Source organism: Streptomyces sp. NPDC039423, from assembly GCF_055598725.1.
In genome coordinates this window covers 176,743-193,815 of the sequence record NZ_JBVKAH010000008.1, presented here as the reverse complement: position 1 = coordinate 193,815, position 17,073 = coordinate 176,743, and the positions used below count along the sequence as shown (strand labels likewise).

At 68.5% G+C, this 17,073-nt stretch carries 14 protein-coding genes and 1 pseudogene; 7 read left to right on the top strand and 8 right to left on the bottom strand.

The window, feature by feature from the left end:
• Nucleotides 1-11: 11 nt before the first annotated feature.
• Genes ACZ7LK_RS25065 through ACZ7LK_RS25050 form a run of 4 tightly spaced genes read right to left on the bottom strand, consistent with a single transcriptional unit; the run spans nucleotide 12 to nucleotide 2,529 of the window.
• Entirely contained in the window at nucleotides 12-200 is a 189-nt protein-coding gene (locus tag ACZ7LK_RS25065) for a mobile element transfer protein (RefSeq protein WP_471143491.1), read from the bottom strand.
• Between the two features lie 14 nt (nucleotides 201-214).
• On the bottom strand, nucleotides 215-853 hold the full coding sequence (locus ACZ7LK_RS25060) for a DUF2637 domain-containing protein (protein ID WP_471143488.1): 639 nt from the start codon (nucleotides 851-853) through the stop codon (nucleotides 215-217).
• A 5-nt stretch (nucleotides 854-858) separates the two neighbouring features.
• Entirely contained in the window at nucleotides 859-2,205 is a 1,347-nt protein-coding gene (locus ACZ7LK_RS25055) for an FtsK/SpoIIIE domain-containing protein (RefSeq protein ID WP_471143486.1), read from the bottom strand.
• Between the two features lie 3 nt (nucleotides 2,206-2,208).
• Nucleotides 2,209-2,529 (bottom strand): SCO3933 family regulatory protein, encoded by a 321-nt coding sequence (locus tag ACZ7LK_RS25050; protein WP_471143483.1) that lies wholly within the window; start codon nucleotides 2,527-2,529, stop codon nucleotides 2,209-2,211.
• Between the two features lie 145 nt (nucleotides 2,530-2,674).
• Between ACZ7LK_RS25050 and ACZ7LK_RS25045 the strand changes: the two genes are divergently transcribed.
• Genes ACZ7LK_RS25045 through ACZ7LK_RS25035 form a run of 3 tightly spaced genes read left to right on the top strand, consistent with a single transcriptional unit; the run spans nucleotide 2,675 to nucleotide 4,833 of the window.
• The gene (locus tag ACZ7LK_RS25045) at nucleotides 2,675-3,529 is read left to right on the top strand and encodes a sigma-70 family RNA polymerase sigma factor (RefSeq protein ID WP_471143481.1); all 855 of its coding nucleotides are present in this window, start codon (nucleotides 2,675-2,677) and stop codon (nucleotides 3,527-3,529) included.
• Complete coding sequence (locus tag ACZ7LK_RS25040) at nucleotides 3,453-4,337, top strand: protein phosphatase 2C domain-containing protein (protein ID WP_471143479.1); 885 nt, start codon at nucleotides 3,453-3,455, stop codon at nucleotides 4,335-4,337. The genes ACZ7LK_RS25045 and ACZ7LK_RS25040 overlap by 77 nt, the downstream gene beginning before the upstream one ends.
• Nucleotides 4,338-4,377: 40 nt before the next feature.
• The gene (locus tag ACZ7LK_RS25035) at nucleotides 4,378-4,833 is read left to right on the top strand and encodes an NUDIX hydrolase (RefSeq protein WP_471143477.1); all 456 of its coding nucleotides are present in this window, start codon (nucleotides 4,378-4,380) and stop codon (nucleotides 4,831-4,833) included.
• A 350-nt stretch (nucleotides 4,834-5,183) separates the two neighbouring features.
• Here ACZ7LK_RS25035 and ACZ7LK_RS25030 read toward each other — a convergent pair whose 3' ends face one another.
• The 3 genes and pseudogenes from ACZ7LK_RS25030 to ACZ7LK_RS25020 form a co-directional block, all read right to left on the bottom strand.
• Nucleotides 5,184-5,981 carry an ImmA/IrrE family metallo-endopeptidase gene (locus ACZ7LK_RS25030; RefSeq protein WP_471143674.1) on the bottom strand — a complete coding sequence of 266 codons (798 nt, stop codon included), beginning with the start codon at nucleotides 5,979-5,981 and terminating at the stop codon, nucleotides 5,184-5,186.
• A 123-nt stretch (nucleotides 5,982-6,104) separates the two neighbouring features.
• Nucleotides 6,105-6,272: pseudogene (locus ACZ7LK_RS25025) on the bottom strand (helix-turn-helix domain-containing protein); the annotation flags it as partial.
• A 24-nt stretch (nucleotides 6,273-6,296) separates the two neighbouring features.
• On the bottom strand, nucleotides 6,297-6,926 hold the full coding sequence (locus ACZ7LK_RS25020; protein WP_471143475.1) for a hypothetical protein: 630 nt from the start codon (nucleotides 6,924-6,926) through the stop codon (nucleotides 6,297-6,299).
• Nucleotides 6,927-8,144: 1,218 nt separating this feature from the next.
• Here ACZ7LK_RS25020 and ACZ7LK_RS25015 point away from each other — a divergent pair.
• The 4 genes from ACZ7LK_RS25015 (at nucleotide 8,145) to ACZ7LK_RS25000 (ending at nucleotide 15,794) form a co-directional block, all read left to right on the top strand.
• Complete coding sequence (locus ACZ7LK_RS25015; RefSeq protein ID WP_471143473.1) at nucleotides 8,145-8,546, top strand: DNA-binding protein; 402 nt, start codon at nucleotides 8,145-8,147, stop codon at nucleotides 8,544-8,546.
• Between the two features lie 340 nt (nucleotides 8,547-8,886).
• Entirely contained in the window at nucleotides 8,887-10,449 is a 1,563-nt protein-coding gene (locus ACZ7LK_RS25010; protein ID WP_469465288.1) for a sigma-70 family RNA polymerase sigma factor, read from the top strand.
• A 319-nt stretch (nucleotides 10,450-10,768) separates the two neighbouring features.
• Entirely contained in the window at nucleotides 10,769-13,129 is a 2,361-nt protein-coding gene (locus ACZ7LK_RS25005; protein WP_471143471.1) for a non-reducing end alpha-L-arabinofuranosidase family hydrolase, read from the top strand.
• A 40-nt stretch (nucleotides 13,130-13,169) separates the two neighbouring features.
• Nucleotides 13,170-15,794, top strand: coding sequence for an RICIN domain-containing protein (locus tag ACZ7LK_RS25000; protein ID WP_469465289.1), 2,625 nt, complete (start codon nucleotides 13,170-13,172; stop codon nucleotides 15,792-15,794).
• A 96-nt stretch (nucleotides 15,795-15,890) separates the two neighbouring features.
• Here ACZ7LK_RS25000 and ACZ7LK_RS24995 read toward each other — a convergent pair whose 3' ends face one another.
• Nucleotides 15,891-17,021, bottom strand: a complete 1,131-nt coding sequence (locus ACZ7LK_RS24995) for a PP2C family protein-serine/threonine phosphatase (protein ID WP_392275534.1) — start codon at nucleotides 17,019-17,021, stop codon at nucleotides 15,891-15,893.
• Nucleotides 17,022-17,073 lie beyond the last annotated feature (52 nt).

The following is a 17,073-nucleotide window of genomic DNA, read 5'->3' as shown; positions in this document are numbered from 1 at the left end:
CTCCCTTGCTGTCAGCGGGGGTTGCAGCGGTGCGTACGGGCGGCGAGCTCGGCGGCGGCGCGGCTCAGGTAGTCGGCCGACCAGTCGCAGCCGGGCGCGGTGCAGGCGGCGGCGTGCGCTTCACGGCCGTTGCGGTCGTGGTGGGTGCCGATCTGGACGGGGCCGATGCGGTCGACGTCCCAGAAGCGGTTGCGGGCCACGGGTTCACCTCCTCTCAGGCGAGTTGGGCGGCGATGGCGTCGGCCATCGGGGCGGGGACTCCGAGGCGGGCGCGCAGGGTGTCGGCGTCGATGGGCTGGCCGGTCGACGCCTGGTGGGCGTCGGCGAGCTTGCGGGCATGGGCGATGAGCGCAGGCGGGACGGTGGGACCGGGCGGGGCAGGCGGCAGGGCCGGGGCCGGTTCCGGCTCGTTGATCTCCTCGCGTACCGGCTCCGGTTCGGCGGCTTCGACCTCTTCCGGCTGTGCGGGGGCCTGCTCGGGAGTCGGGGTGTGGACCAGGAGGGTGCCGCCGAGGAAGGCGAGTGCCGGCCACCCGGCGACGAGGATGCGCAACCAGTCCGGGACGTCGTTCAGGTCGAGCAGCCCAGCCGTGGCGACGTTCGCCCCGAGAGAGGCGGCGAGCGCTACCGCGAACCAGGTCCATGCCGACCGCCTTGGAGCATCGGTTCCACGCAACGCCCGGAGCTGGCGCCAGGCGGCGACGAGCAGCAGATCCACCGAGATCGGGTAGGCCCATGCCTTCCAACCGTCCTGCCCGGCGGCTGCCGCCAGGTCGTGCAAGTGGGAGAAGGACAGGGCACCGGCGATGACGGCTTGTACGAGTACGGCGTCGAGCCGCAGGGACGACCGCATCCGGATCACGCCTTGTCGGCGACGAGCGCCATCGTGGACAGGGTGGTGTCCGGGTGGAACGCGTCGAGCGACAGGAGGTACGGCGTCATGGCCGCGTGTTCGTTGCAGGCCGCCACGGCGTCATCGAGGCTCGTGAACGGGCTCCGGATCAGCGACCAGCTACCGGAGGAGACGCCGACAACAGCGGTCCCCGGCTTGTCAGGCCGTATCGCGGTGGCCGCGTTCATCGCGAGCGGGCCGATGTCGCCCAGTGCCATCTTGGCCGTGGCTTCCTCATTCACCCGGTGCGAGACCCGGCCGCTGAGCTGGGCACGCAGCGCGGTCGCTCCCTTGCCGAGTTCCGCGCCGAAGCGCTGGCCGCAGACCTCCAGATAGATGCCGGCGGCCCGGCCGAGCTGAGCGAGACGTACGAGCTGGGACACCATCTGATCCCGCCGCTTCTCGTCTGCAGCCGTGGCCGTCAGGAACAGCTCGGCCACCTCATCGATGAACACCACGACCGGCACCGGCCGCATGTCCTCATCGAGCCCCCAGATGTCGGAGGTGAACGACTCCAGCGGCGTATCACGCGCCAGCCGCTGCACCGAGCGGATCAGCTCGTAGCGGCTGGTCATCTCGACGACCAGGGCGTCGAGCAGTTCCGCTGCTTCCTCCGGCGTACAGGCGAGCGCCGACAGGCGGCGTGCGAACGGGGCCAGTTCCACACCCCACTTGCAGTCGATCCCCACCAGGGCGACCGGTTGTGGAGCGAGGCCCTTGAACAGCCCGCGCAGGTAAACGGACTTGCCCGACTCGGTCGCGCCGATCACCAGCTCGTGAGCGATGGTGCGGAAGTCCCGCACGTGGACGCCCCCGTCAGCGCGGAGCGCGAGCGGCACCGAGAGCAGGTCGGGTATCGCGGTGCGGGGCATGACGACTCGCCTCAGTACGTCGTAGCCAATGATCCGGATTTGCAGCCATCCCGGCTTGAGCGCCTTGATGTGGACCCCGTGGGCCCGCCAAGAGTGGCGCAGTCGTTCGGTGGCTGTCTGGAAGTCGCGTACCTCCTGGCCCGGCCTCAGCCTGATCCGCAGCACCATGCCGTTCGCGGTGATCCGGCAGCGGGTGAGGCGGGGGACCATGCGGGTCGCGTTCCGGTTGGTAGCCGCAGCCACCGCCAGGCGGATGCGGGACGGAGGTTCGGTCAGCCCGCACGCCTCCATCACGGAGCGGTAGGTAACCACGATCCGGACCAGCTTGGCGGGGGCGGCGAAGCCGACCCAGTACCAGGCGGGACGCTTCCAACGCAGCAGCACCAGCCCGGCCGCAACGAGCGCTAAGCCGATCAGCGCAGTGATCTGTCCGCCGGTCATCGGTCAGCCCGCCAGCGAGGTGACGGCCACGGCGCGGAAGGCGATGCCGTGCCGGTTGTCACGCTCCCAGTCGCGGGCCTTGAGCCCGATGACCGAGACCGGCGTCCCCGGGGCGAGCCCTTCCGGGACACCCGTCTGCGGGACGGTCACCTGGTACAGGTTGCCCTCACCGTCGTCGGAGATCAGCAGGCCGACCGTGGCGAGCTGGGCACCGGTTTCCCGGTCCACGGCGATTTCCCCGGTCTGCTTGTTGACCAACTTCGGCGTCGGCGGGGTCGCAACGAAGACGACAGCGGTCGAGAGGTCGATCTTGAAGGAAGGCATTCACATCTCCTGATAAGGGTGGGTTACCACCACACCCGTCGCGAGCCCCCTCTTGCTAAGGGGGGGTTACCAGTAGAGTGCACCGGCTAGCCGTAGGCGTCAAGCCCCCCTTAGCATCGAGGTATGAAGACACGCCCCGAGGGAGATGCGCGAGGCATCGCAAGTGATTGAGGAAGTCCGACGCGTCGCAGCCATGCAAGATCACCGACTGCGGGTCAAAGCAGCGGTCGACCTGATGACCGAGCTCCAGGCAGCCGTGGTCGAGACCTCACGCATGCGCAAGGAAAGCATTGCCTGGCTCCGCGACCACGGTCATTCCATGGCGGACGTCGCCAAGCTCATGGGCGTCAGCCGGGCCCGGGTTGCCCAGTTGCGCGATGCCGGACCACCACCCGAGCGCGTCTTCATCGGGACCCAGCACGTTCGCGTGGCCGTACCGCAGCGGCCTGGTGAACGCGAGTACGTGGCCTTGGAGGACAGCGCCACCGGGCAGAAGCTTCTCGGGCTGGCCCACAAGCTCCAGCTCGACGGCGATCTGGAGTACATCCCCACGACTGGCGAGATCGATCTCAACCGGGACGACCTGATCGTCGTGTGCGGACCGAAGACGTCGCCCGTAACAGCGGCTGCCCTCGCTGCGGACCCACGACTCTCCTTCGAGACCCTGGCCGATGGTCGATGGGCACTGATCGAGCGGGCCAGCGGCAAGACCTACACCTCCCCCACCGACGATCCCGACGAGCCGACTCCTAGCGATATCGCCTACCTCGGCAGGTTGCCCCGGCCCGACGGCCGAGGCTCCTTCCTGCTGGTCGCGGGGGTGCATGCTGTGGGATCGCTCGGCGTCGCCCACTTCCTCACTGAGAACCTGGCTAGCGTCTACGAGCAGGCCACTACGGCGGAATTCTCCATGGTCATCGCTTGTGACTACGAACGTGGAACGAAAGCCGTCACGGGTAGCCGAGCCCTCAGTGAGGTGCTTCTACACAAGGTGGACTGACGTGATCGTCTCCCTGGCCAGCGTGGCCCGACCGAACCGCGAGAACGAAGACTTCGTGATCGCCAGCGCCGATTGCTTGGTGGTCCTGGACGGTGCCGGCACCCCAGAAGGTATGGACACCGGGTGCACTCACGGTGTCGCCTGGTTCGCGCGGGAGCTGGGAACGGCTCTGCACAGGGAGGCGAGCCGCAGTCATCTGGGGCTGCCCCAGTGCCTAGCCGAGGCGATCAGGCACACAGCGGATCTCCACAGGACGACCTGTGCCGTCGATAATCCGTTCTCGCCTTCTGCCACGGTCAGCGCAGTGCGGGCACGGGGAGAAGCCCTGGAATGGCTGGTCCTCGGGGACTCGTCCCTCGTCCTGGACCACGGGCGGGAGACAGAGGTCGTGTCCGATCGACGTCTAGCCGCGGTAGCCCACGAGAAGCGCGCAGCCATGCAGGCCGCCCGGACAGGGTCAGCCGCGAGGCACCATGGCCACTCCGCACTGGTCCAAGCCGAACGCTCGATGCGTAACACCCCAGGCGGGTACTGGGTAGCCGCAGCGGACCCAGAGGCAGCCGGACAGGCGCTTACCGGAACGGCGACTGACGTAGTACGAATGGCGTTGATGACTGACGGAGCGGCACGCTTCGTGGACACCTTCGCTTTGGGCGACTGGCGCAACTGCCTGGACCTACTCGAACGGCGCGGCCCTGCCGACCTCATCTCTCAGGTTCGGCACGCCGAGTTGAGTGACGCCAACCTTGAGCGGTGGCCTCGCAGCAAGCAACACGACGATGCCACAGCAGCATTCGCCCGTATCTGACTTGGCAGTTCAGACGCCCTCCTGCTCCTATGCTCATGCCATGAGCAAGGCTCTTCAGCAACGCAAGGCGACGCCGCTGCACTCCGTGTCCGTGGCGGGGGCGGTGGTGCGGGAGGACGGGCGGCTCCTGGCAATCCGGCGCGCGGACAACGGGACTTGGGAGCTGCCGGGCGGAGTGCTGGAACTGGCGGAGTCGCCGGAAGAAGGCGTAGCCCGCGAGGTCTGGGAAGAGACCGGCATCCGCGTCGAGGTCGACGAGCTGACCGGCGTCTACAAGAACACGGCTCGGGGCATCGTCGCCCTGGTGTTCCGCTGCAAGCCCTCCGGGGGCACCGAACGCACGTCGGCAGAATCGCTGGCAGTCGACTGGCTCACGCCCGAAGAGATCACCGAGCGGATGTCCGAGGTCTACGCAGTCCGGCTGCTGGACGCCCTAGACGGGGAAGGCCCGCACGTCCGGAGCCACGACGGACGCCACCTGCTTCCAGCGCGGTAGAACTTTCCCTACTTCATCAAGGCACCCGCCGCGCACAGCGCGGCGCGCGCGGCCCGTCGTCCGGGCCGACGCTCCTGTCTCCGCCCCGCTCCGGCCCGGCCGCCGGCCGCACGCCTAGCAGCTCGGGTTGATGGTGGGAGAAACCCGCTGTAGCTGGGGCGGTCGGCTCCACGGCTTTAGCCACCTCCCCGGTCCGGGTCCCGCGCCGAGCAAGACCAGGGGGCCACTCGTGCTCATTACGGGCAGGTCCAAAGCCTGCCCGAGTTGCCAACCAGCGTACGGCCCCCTGATCATGCTCGGCCCCAAACCGGGCAGGCCACCGGCCAAACCCGCTCCACCGACCTTGGACGTCAGCGGCCAACGACCGTCAGATTGGGGCGAATAGGAGCACTGGTGTGCTCGCCGCCGTCCAGCGCCATAGGAACTAGACCAAATACATGCAGATTTAGCTCATCAACGGTCAAGTTTAGATCCTCAGCCATACGAGCAGCGGAGATCCCCTCCGAACGCAATACCGAGAAGACTTTGCCAAGCAATTGGGAACTCTCCCTTACAATCCCGCCCGGCTCACCACTCCGATACCCCATCTGGGAAAGCTGCTTAACGGCCGTCCTATAATTCCATTCCGAAAGAAGATCCAAGTCCTTCAACCGGTAGGCCAGGGCTACAGCGGCAACCCGCCATTTCACTTTGGCACTCAAGATCCGCCGAGCATCCGCCGAATATAGCTGCTGAGCCAGCAGTCCTGATCTTGGCATGAGGAAGGCCGACGCAAACTGCTGAGCTTCCTGTTCGGCATCGGAGCCGTGAGGGATTCGATGCTCCGAATGCATAACTAGATGCCCAAGCTCGTGAGCGGCATCAAATCGCCCTCGCTCACCAGTCTTATCCAGGTTCAACACAACAAACGGCCGAGTTCGCTTCCACCGGAACGAAAAAGCGTCAACCGCTGAACAGTCGGCCGCTAGAGAAAACACACGAACGCCGTGCGATTCCAACAAGTGGACCATATTAGGGATCGGGGCCTCACCAAGGCCCCACAGCGCGCGCACCCTCTCAGCGGCGTCTTCAGGTGAGAGATGCGGCAGCGTGGGAACGTCTGGCTCAGGCAGGCTGAAGCGCTGCTCTACCCAATCATTGATTTCCACGACAATACGGCCGGCACCTCTCGCAGAATCTCTATCGAGAGCACTCATCTTGGACAATGCTCGGAAACTAACCGAGTCGAGGGCTACCTCTTCGACATCAGCGGCCTGAAAGAATGAGACTGGAAGCCCCAGAGCTTCAGCTAGGGCTTCCAGGGTTTCTGGCGCCGGAACCTTATGCCCGTTCTCGAAGGCTGTAAGGCTCCGCACTGAGATACCGGACCTCTTGGCCAGACTGGAAAGGGTCAATCGCCTCCTCTTTCGCGCAAGCACCAACCGCGAAGCAGTAAGCATGACTCTCTCCCGAGCTCAAAGGGATTACAGAGCTCCCTTGAATTGCACCGAAACTTCTACCGGCGCCACGGACGGCACTTCATCCAGACGCTTGATGTCGAACTCGGCACCCAGGAACGGGTTGTCATCGAGAATGATGCGCTCTCGCCACGTATCCACATGCTTCCCATGCATCTCGACGGGAAGTGACAACTCGAAGCTCAGGCCCTCCTTGCTCGACTTGTAGAGGAGGAACCACGTGGGCAGGTCATTCGCCTCCACTTCCTCTCGCGCGTCAAAGGACACAGGGAAGAGGGGAAGCTGCACGAAGTTCCGCTCTACGAGCTTCGCCACTGCGGAGCCCTTCGGATTTTTCGTCCGAACATCCCCGGAGAAGCTCGCAGCCTCTTCGCCAACCATACCCGAGCCGCTAACAGCGGTGATCGCGAAGGCTCCGGAAGGATTGATAGTCCGAAGAATCGACTGAGCGTTGCTGTACGTCCAGCCCATACGAGCCATTCGTTCCCGAAACGTGCGATTGCTCCGCGACCAGAAGGCATAACCCGCCATGCCTGGTGCATCCATCTCTGTGCACAGCCGCGCCTCGGCGGAGCCGCCGGCGATGGCCTTGTGCAGATCCTCGGGGGTGAGCCCCAACTCGCGCAGACGCTGCACCGCTGCGACACCGACGTGACACACGGGTTCCACGTGACCTCCAGCATGGCTAGGTTCCAAAAATAGTACCTCACGTGAGGGCCATTTTTTGGAACCTAGCGATGTCGAACATTAGTTCGATACATTCAGGGCGTCAACCTCTCTAGCGCGAGCAGGTGAGGCCACGAAACCCCTGCGAGCCAGGTCCCCGGCACAGGCCAAGCAGGCCAGGCCGAGCGCGGGCAGGAGCAGCACGAACCGAGGACTCACGTCCTACGTATGGACCGCTTACTTAGTCATCGAGGAGGAATGTGTCGATGGGGTCTAGTCCTCTATCGCGGGGCATGTTGATCGCGTCCAGGGCTGACTGAGCAATGGCTCGCTCACGGGCCCCGAAGCAGTCGGGGTTCTGCAGTATGGCGTTGGCCCCGGTCCGGAGGTGGCCTGTGCGCACGTCTCCCTCCGTGGCCAGGGCGTCATCATTGGCTTGGCGAACGACCTTCCAGGCGTCTGCGCACAGGTCGGCCGAGGCCGAGGCAGGTCCGGCGTTTGAGACAGGCGCGGTAAAGCGGCCTGCCAAGAACGCACCACCAGTAAGCGAAAGAGCGGCGGCAACGGCGCCGAGGGACCGGAGCGAGATGGCCATGCTCCATGCTCCCGCGCCCACGGTTCCAAGTCAGCCCATCTGATTGACTGGCGGCAGGGGATCGGGAAAGTTCGCAGCGATGCGGGGTAGAGCGGACATGGCGCTTCTTCGTCCCCAAGCCATGCCAGACGCGTGCCAGATCGTGCGGCGAACCACGGTCCCCAACGGACTTAGGGGTAAGCCCTGTATCGGCGGCACCCGACCGTTTGCCCAGCTCCGAGGCAGGAGCCGCTGCGGATCTGCGGTGATTCCCAAGCTCAGAGCGCGGGTTCGATTCCCGTCACCCGCTCCATGACGAAGGCCCTGGTCGGAGACCAGGGCCTTGTTTGTTGTCTGGACGGTTCAGGGACCTTGCCCAGAAGGCTTCTCTTGTGCTGGCCGGGTTGGCCGGCGCCGGGGCATCGGCATCGGCCCTGCACGCCCTGATCCAGTAAGGCGGAGCTCAGGGCGCCCATCACGGACGACCACCAGCTCCTGGGCAACGACCTCCGCCGCCACGAGGAGGAGCACGGATCCTTCAGCGACGAGGAGCTTGCCGAGGCCCGCGCGAAGATCTTCGGCTCCGCCGGCTCCTCCAAGGGCGCGGACGCCGCGTGAGCGAGCGCATCGAGACCGTCGTCCTGGACGCGGAAGGGTTGTCCGCCTGGATCGCGCAGGACCGCAAGCTCCTCGCCATGCTGCAGGTGTTCCACGACATGGGAGCCGACCTCGTCATCGGAGCGAACACCATCGTGGAAGTCAGCCACTCCCGAACCAACATGCCTCGCCTGAACTGGGCTCTGTCCCGCGTCAAAGTGGAGCCGGTCACCGAACAAGCGGCGAAAGCGGCAGCGGAACTCCTGAAAGACGCCGGACTGCACGGGCACGAATACGCCATCGGCGCCACGGTCGCCGAAGTCGCGCTTCGCCAGCCGAAACCCGTCGCTCTGCTGACGTCCGACAGCGACGACATGGCCAAACTCTGCGGCAGCCACATCCGCATCATTCCTCTTTGACCCGCCGGCCCTCAGGCTCTGTTGCACTGCCGCCACCCGTGCCCCATCCGTGCACAGGTCGGAGCCCGTCCAACAGCCCGAACCACCGGTGATTCCCCAGCTCAGAACGCGGGTTCGATTCCCGTCACCCGCTCCACGCAGAAGGCCCAGGTCATCGACCCGGGCCCTTTTCTTGTCCGGACCGGGTCAGGGGGGCCGTGGGTGGTGCCTCAGGGGGGCCTGGGGGTGGCCCGGGCGGGGCCGGTTCATCGGTCCGAAGCGCGCGCTTTGGCCGTGTACCTCGCCGACGTTAAGGTGTGGCGCCGTGATCGGCGGATCGCTTCTTCGGGGGAGGTGGGGGATGGGAATGGGGCTCATGGACGCGGACCACGCGAGGCTGGTCGTCGCGGCGCAGGCCGGTGACGAACGGGCGCGCGAGGAGCTGCTCGCCGCATACCTGCCGCTGCTCTACAACATCGTCGGGCGAGCGCTGAGCGGACATGCCGACGTCGACGACGTCGTCCAGGAAACCCTGCTGCGCGTGGTGCGCGACCTGCCCGCCCTGCGTGCCCCGGAAAGCTTCCGGTCCTGGCTGGTGTCGATCACGCTCCGTCAGATCAATTCCCACTGGCACCGGCAACGCACCCTCGCCGACCGGACCACGGTCATGGACGAGGCGCTCCGGGTACCGGCCGTCGGCGCCGCGCTCGAGGACAGGACGATGCTGCGTCTGCACCTCTCGGACGAGCGCCGCCAGGTGGTCGAGGCCGCCCGGTGGCTCGACCCGGACCATCGGGTGCTGCTGTCGCTGTGGTGGCAGGAATGCGCCGGCCTGCTGAGCCGTCACGACATCGCCGACGCGACAGGGCTCAGTGCGGCCCACGCCGGAGTACGCCTCCAGCGCATGCGCGAGCAACTGGATCTGAGCCGGACCATCGTCGCCGCGCTGGAGGCGAACCCGCGCTGTCCGCAGCTCAACGAGACCGTCGTCGGCTGGGACGGTCTCCGTACACCTGTGTGGCGCAAGCGGATCGCGCGGCACACCCGCGCCTGCCCGGTCTGCACGGCGACGGCGACACAACGGGTTCCGGCCGAACTGCTGCTCCTCGATATCGCGCCGCTGGCCGTCCCGGCGACGCTCATCGCCGCGCTGGCCGCCAAGGGCCTGCTGTCGGGTACGGCGGCGGGCGCCGCCGGGCTGGCCGCGGCACACACCACCGTCGGCACGGCGGTGGGCGGAGGCGGGCTGCACGGCTCGCTGATCGGCAAACTGCACGCGGTGACCGCTCATCCGATGGTGAGCCTCGCCACCGGCGCGGTGATCGTCGCCGGGGCCGCCACCTACGCGACCTGGCCCGAACCGGCGCCTCGGGCGCCCGGCGTCGTCGCCGCTCCCACGGCCGGCACTCCCACGCCGATCCCGTCGCGCAGCACCCGGACCCCGTCGGCCGAACCGTCCCCGGTGAGTCCGTCCGCCGTCACGGGCGTTGTTCCGCTGGGCGCACGGTCGCTGGAGTCCGTCGACCAGCCCGGCCTGTTCGTCACGTACGCCGGCGACTTCGCGACGCTCGGCCGGGTCTCCGCGTCCAGCAGCGACGGCGCACGGCAACGGGTCACCTTCACGGTCGTCGAGGGACTGGCCGACGCACGGTGTGTCACCTTCCTCGCCGCGGACGGCCGGTATCTTCGCCACCATTACCTGCGGCTGCGGCTGAGCACCGACGACGGCAGCGAACTGTTCCGCGAAGACGCCACCTTCTGTCCGCGTCCCGGGGCGGTCGCCGGGTCGGTGACCCTGCACGCGCACAACTATCCCGGATCGGTCCTCCGCCACCGCGACGGCGGCATCCGGCTCGACGGCTCCGACGGCACCCGGGCCTTCGCCGGCCAGGCTTCCTTCGTCGTGCGCGGCGCGCGGACCTGAGACGCCCCCCGGCACGCGGGACCGGGTCGCTCGGCAGGGCGAGCGGGCCGCGGGGCCCGGCGTAACACTTTCCGCCCGCGAGATGCATCACCGGGCGATCGTCCGGACGGCGCGACTTTTCTGTTACGAGCCCGCCGGTCCGGAAGCCTCCACTTCAGGGGTGCCCTTCCCGCCGACACGATCCGTGCCGGCGTGGCGGGTTCCCCCGCTGACGCATCCCCTGAAGAAAGCGCCTCCCATGAGACGACACACCCACGAACACCGGGCGTCCGATACGCAGATGACGGCACCCCGGGTGGCCCGCGGCGCCCGAGGAGACATGAAGGGCCTGCACCGGTTTCGCCGGGGTCGCCGAACACTGACGGCGGGACTGTCGGCCGCGGCGGTGGTGGCCGGTGTGGTGACGCTCCTCCCCAGCTCCGCCGGAGCCGCGGCCCTGGGTACCCAGGCGGCCCCCTCGGGCCGGTACTTCGGCACGGCGGTGGCCGCAGGCCGGCTCGGCGACCCGGCGTACACCGCGATCGCGGACCGGGAGTTCAACATGATCACCCCGGAGAACGAGATGAAGTGGGACGCCGTCCAACCGTCCCGCGGCCGGTACACCTTCGGCGCCGCTGACAAGATCGTCGACCGTGCCCTGGCGCACGGCCAGCGCGTGCGCGGCCACACCCCGGTCTGGCACCGGCAGCTCCCGGCCTGGGTCGGGTCCATCCGCGACGCGCAGACGCTGCGCGGCGTGATGAAGGACCACATCACCACCTTGATGGCCCGCTACCGGGGCAAGGTCTACGCCTGGGACGTGGTCAACGAGGCGTTCGCCGACGGCTCCGGCCGGCACCGCAGCTCGGTCTTCCAGGACGTGCTGGGCGACGGCTTCGTCGAGGAGGCGTTCCGCACCGCCCGGGCGGCCGACTCCTCGGCCAAGCTCTGTTACAACGACTACAACATCGAGAACTGGTCGGACGCCAAGACCCAGGGCGTCTACAGGATGGTGAAGGACTTCCGCTCCCGCGGCGTGCCGATCGACTGCGTCGGGTTCCAGAGCCACTTCGGCACCGGCGGCCCGCCGTCCAGCTTCCGGACCACCTTGTCCAGCTTCGCCGCCCTGGGTGTCGACGTCCAGATCACCGAGCTGGACATCGCCGGGGCGTCACCCGCCCACTACGCCGACACGGTGAAGGCCTGCCTGTCCGTGGCCCGGTGCACCGGCATCACGGTGTGGGGCGTCCGTGACAGCGACTCCTGGCGCAGCGACGAAAGCCCCCTGCTGTTCGACGGCCACGGCAAGCCCAAACCCGCGTACGGCGCCGTCATGGACGCCCTCCGTTCCGGCTCCGGTACCTCCCCGGCCACGCCGGCCGAGGGCACCGGAGAGATCAGGGGCGTGCCCTCCGGCCGCTGTATCGGCCTCCCCGACCCGGCCACCGCCAACGGCACCCAGGCGCAACTGGGGGACTGCGGCGGACGGGCCGATCAGCGCTGGACCCTCACCGCCGCCAAGCAGCTCAAGATCCACGGCGACAAGTGCCTGGACGCCAAGGGCAAGGGCACCACCAACGGCACCCCGGTCGTCATCTGGGACTGCAACGGCGGCGCCAACCAGCAGTGGAACGTCAACACCAACGGCACGATCACCGGTGTCCAATCCGGGCTGTGCCTCGACGCCGTCGGCGCGGCCACCGCGAACGGCACCAGGATCCAGCTCTACACCTGCGCGTCCGTCGACAACCAGAAGTGGACCGCCCCGTCCGGGACGGGCGGCAGTACGTGTGCTCTTCCCACGACGTACAAGTGGAGTTCGACGGGTGCGCTGGCGCAGCCGGCGAACGGGTGGGACGCGGTGAAGGACTTCACCCACGTGGTGCACAAGGGCAAGCACCTGGTCTACGCGTCGAGCGCGTCGGGGACCTCGTACGGCTCGATGGCGTTCAGCCCCTTCACGAACTGGTCGGACATGGCGTCGGCCGGCCAGACCGGGATGAGCCAGAAGGCGGTGGCGCCCACCCTGTTCTACTTCGCGCCCAAGAAGATCTGGGTGCTGGCGTACCAGTGGGGTGCGTGGCCCTTCAGCTACCGCACGTCGAGCGACCCCACCGACCCCAACGGCTGGTCCGCGCCCCAGCCGCTGTTCACCGGCACCATCCCCCGCACCGACTCGCCCACCGGCCCGATCGACCAGACCCTGATCGCCGACGGCCAGAACATGTACCTGTTCTTCGCCGGTGACAACGGCAAGATCTACCGGGCGAGCATGCCGATCGGGAACTTCCCGGGCAACTTCGGCTCGTCGTACACGACGGTCATGAGCGACACCACGAAGAACCTCTTCGAGGCGCCGCAGGTCTACAAGGTCCAGGGCCAGAACCAGTACCTCATGATCGTCGAGGCTCGGGGAGCGAACGAGCGCCGCTACTTCCGCTCGTTCACGGCCTCCAGCCTGAGCGGACCCTGGACCCCGCAGGCCGCGAGCGAAAGCAACCCCTTCGCGGGCAAGGCCAACAGCGGTGCCACCTGGACCAACGACATCAGCCACGGTGACCTGGTCCGCACCAACCCCGACCAGACCATGACCATCGACCCCTGCAACCTGCAGTTCCTCTACCAGGGCAAGTCCCCGACCGCGGACGGCCCCTACGACCGGCTGCCGTACCGGCCGGGTGTCCTCACGCTGAAGCGCTGACCCGCCCGATCCACGGTAAACGCAAGGAGAACGACCCCCCATGAAGAACCCCACGAACGGCGCGCGCCGGCGGCGTCACCGCCGTCGCTGGACCGGGACCGGACTGCTGATCGGTGCGCCCGCCCTCCTCGTGCCGTACCTCCTGTTCGTACAGGACGGCTCGGAGGCCGCGACGGTCGACGGCAACGCCTACTACCGGCTGGTCTCCGTACGCAGTGGCAAGGCGCTGGACGTGAACGCCTTCTCCACCGCCGACGGCACCCGCATCCAGCAGTGGACCGACCAGAACACCGCCAACCAGCAGTGGAAGCTGCGCCCCGCCGGGGACGGCTACTACGAGCTGGTGAACCGCAACAGCGGCAAGGTGCTGGGCATAGCGGGCGGTTCGACCGCCGAGGGAGCCGCCGCCGAGCAGCAGACCGACACCTCCTCCTCCGCACAGGAGTGGCGGATCGACGAGGTGGGCGGATCCGGCGCCGTCACCCTCACCTCCCGCAGGAGCGGCCAGGTCCTGGACGTCTCCGGAGGCTCCACGGCCCAGGGGGCGGCGGTCATCCAGTATCCCGGCAGGGGCAGCACCAACCAGCAGTGGAAGCTGGTGAGGGCGGCCGGAGCGCAGGCGGCCGGGACCGGACCGTACGTGTGGAAAAACGCCCCGGTGGTGGGCGGCGGTTACGTCACCGGGCTGGTGTTCAACCCGCGCGAGAAGGGGCTGCTGTACGCACGCACCGACATGGGCGGCGCCTACCGCTGGGACAGCGCGGCCGAGCAGTGGATCCCGCTGACCGACTGGCTCGGCGAGAAGGACTGGAACCTGCTGGGCATCGACGCGCTGGCCACCGACCCCGTCGACCCCGGCCGGCTCTACCTCGCCACGGGCACCTACACCAACGGGTGGGCCGGCAACGGTGCGATCCTGCGCTCCCAGGACCGCGGCCGCACCTTCCAGCGCACCGATCTGCCGTTCAAGCTGGGCGGCAACGAGGACGGCCGCGGGGCGGGCGAACGGCTGGCGATCGACCCCGCGAACAACGGCACCCTGCTGCTGGGCACCCGCAAGAACGGCCTGTGGCGCAGCACCGACCACGGCGCGACCTGGAGCCAGGTCTCCTCGTTCCCCGTCAGGGACGGGGCGAGCAGCGGCGCGGGCGTCTCCTTCGTGACGTACGGCCCGGCCGGCAGCAGGACGGTCTACGTCGGCGTCGCCGACAGGTCCACCTCCCTCTACCGCTCGACCGACGGCGGCAGCACCTGGCAGGCCGTCCCCGGGCAGCCCACCGGCCGGCTGCCGCAGCACGGCGTGCTCTCCGGTGACGGCTCGCTGTACCTGACGTACACCGACGCGCTCGGACCCAACGGCGTGACGGCGGGCTCGGTCTGGAAGCACACGCCGGCCGACGGGGCGTGGAAGGACGTCTCCCCCTCCCGGGGCGACTACGGGTTCTCCGGTCTGGCCGTCGACCCGCGCAAGCCCTCCACGGTGATGGTCACCACCCTCGACCGCTGGTGGCCCGAGGACGAGGTGTACCGGACCACCGACGGCGGCACGACCTGGAAGGCACTGGCCGGGACATCGGTACGGAACGCCTCCGCCGCTCCCTACGTCGGTACCGGCGTCGGGCACTGGATGACCGCCCTGGCCATCGACCCCTTCGACTCCGGGCACGTGCTGTACGGCACCGGCAGCGGCATCTGGCGCAGCAAGGACGCCACCGCCACCGACACCGGCGGCACCAGTCACTGGACCGTGGGGGCCCGAGGGCTGGAGGAGACCTCGCTGCTGGACGCGATCGCCCCGCCCGGTGGCGCCCACGTCGTCACGGCCATGGGCGATCTGGGCGGGTTCCGCCACGACTCCCTGACCGAGGTGCCCGCCGGGCGACTGAAGAACCCGATGATGACCAACAGCACCGACATCGATTTCGCCCAGTCCAACCCCTCGGTGATGGTCCGCGTCGGCCGCGGCGGCGAGAAGGACGGTGCCTACTCCACCGACGGCGGCACCACCTGGAACGGCTTCGCGTCGGAGCCGGTCGGCAGCGCCGACAGCGGCCGTGCGGCGCTTTCGGCGGACGGCTCCACCATCGTCTGGACCCAGGCCGGTCAGGTCCCCTACCGGTCGACCGACAGGGGGGCGAGCTGGTCGAAGGTCAGCGGCCTGGGCACCGACGCCGTGGTCGTCGCCGACCGCTCCTCGGCCAGGACCTTCTACTCACTGGCCGGCGGCACTCTGCACGTCAGCACCGACGGCGGCGCGAGCTTCACCGCCCGCGCCACCAACCTGCCCGCGGGCCGGCTCACGGCCGTCCCCGGTACCGCCGGGGACCTGTGGATCGCCGGCGATGCCAAGGGGCTGCTGCACTCCACCGACGGCGGCCGCACCTTCACCACGCTCACCACGGTGCGGTCCGCCTCCGCGCTCGGCTTCGGCAAAGCCGCACCAGGCGCCTCCTACCAGGCGCTGTACCTGATCGGCACCGTCAAGGACGTCAGCGGCGTCTTCCGCTCCACCGACGGGGGCGCCACCTGGCTCCGCGTCAACGACGACGCCCACCAGTGGGGCAGCATCGGAGCCGTCGGCGTCATCACCGGGGACCCCGACACCTACGGGCGCGTCTACGTCGGCACCAACGGACGTGGCCTCCAGTACGGCGACCCGTCCTGACCCGACGCCCGAGCGGGGCCGCGGGCACACCAGCCCGCGGCCCCGCGCCATGACCGGGGGACCTCCGCGGCGCGTGTGGACGCGTTCGCGGGGGGGTCAGCGGGAGCCGGTGGGGCGGGGGCGGGGGGTGTGGGGCTTGTCGTAGCGGAGGGCGAGGGCCGCGATGTCGTCGTCGAGGCGGCCGCCGCTGTAGCGGAGCAGTTCGCGGTGGAGGTGGTCGAGGACCTCGCGGGGAGGCATCGGGTCCTGGGCGCGCATCCAGGTGGGGAGGGGGAAGAACTCACCCGCTCGGTCCCGGGTCTCCGTCACGCCGTCGGTGTAGAGCAGGATCTGGTCGCCGGGGGCGAAGGCGACGGTGTCGACGCAGTAGGTGTCTCCGATGAGCGTCGAGAGGTTGAGGGGCGGGGAGGGGGTGGAGGGGTCCAGGACGCGGGTCGACCGGTGGTGGACCAGCAGCGGCGGTGGGTGGCCGCAGTTGAGGAGCCTGATGATGCCGCCGCCGCGGGGGACCTCCGCCATGAGGACGGTGGCGAAGCGCTCCGGCACGTCCGGGCCCGGGAACATGGCGATGTGGCGGGTGATGCTGGTTTCCAGGCGCCGGACGATGCCCCGCAGATCGGGTTCGTCGTACGCGGACTCCCGGAAGGAGCTGATCACCGCCGAGGCCGCGCCCACCGCGGTCAGGCCCTTGCCGCGCACGTCGCCGATGATGAGCCGCACCCCGAAGGGGGTGTCGGCCGCCTCGTAGAAGTCGCCGCCGATCCGGGCCTGCTCCTGGGCCGCCAGGTACAGGGACTCGATCTCGACGTCGTTGATACGGGAGGGCAGGGGGCGCAGCAGCACCTTCTGGGCCGCGTCGGCGACGAGCCGGACGTGGAAGAGCGTCTCCTCCCGCTGGAGGCGGAGATGGCTCGCGTACGCGGCGGCCAGGGTGACGGCGACGATCGCCGCCCCGGTGTACGGCGTGCCCAGGTCGGTGTGGAAGAAGCTGAGCGTGATCATGACCAGCAGGCAGAACGTCCCCAGCAGGATCGTGGGGAGCACCGGCCACAGTGCGGCGGCGAGGGCCGGCGCGGCGGGCAGGAGACGGCTGAAGGCGATCTCCCTGGGGGTGGAGAACGCCAGGGCGGCGATCAGGACCGTGAGGACCACGGGGGACAGCTGAGCAGTGGCTTCCCACCTGTCGCCGTGGAAGGGGCGGCGCCGCAGCCGGCCAAGCTTGATCATAAAGCCATCATATCGGGACATAAGGGGCGTCGATCGGTCACGCGTGGGCGGG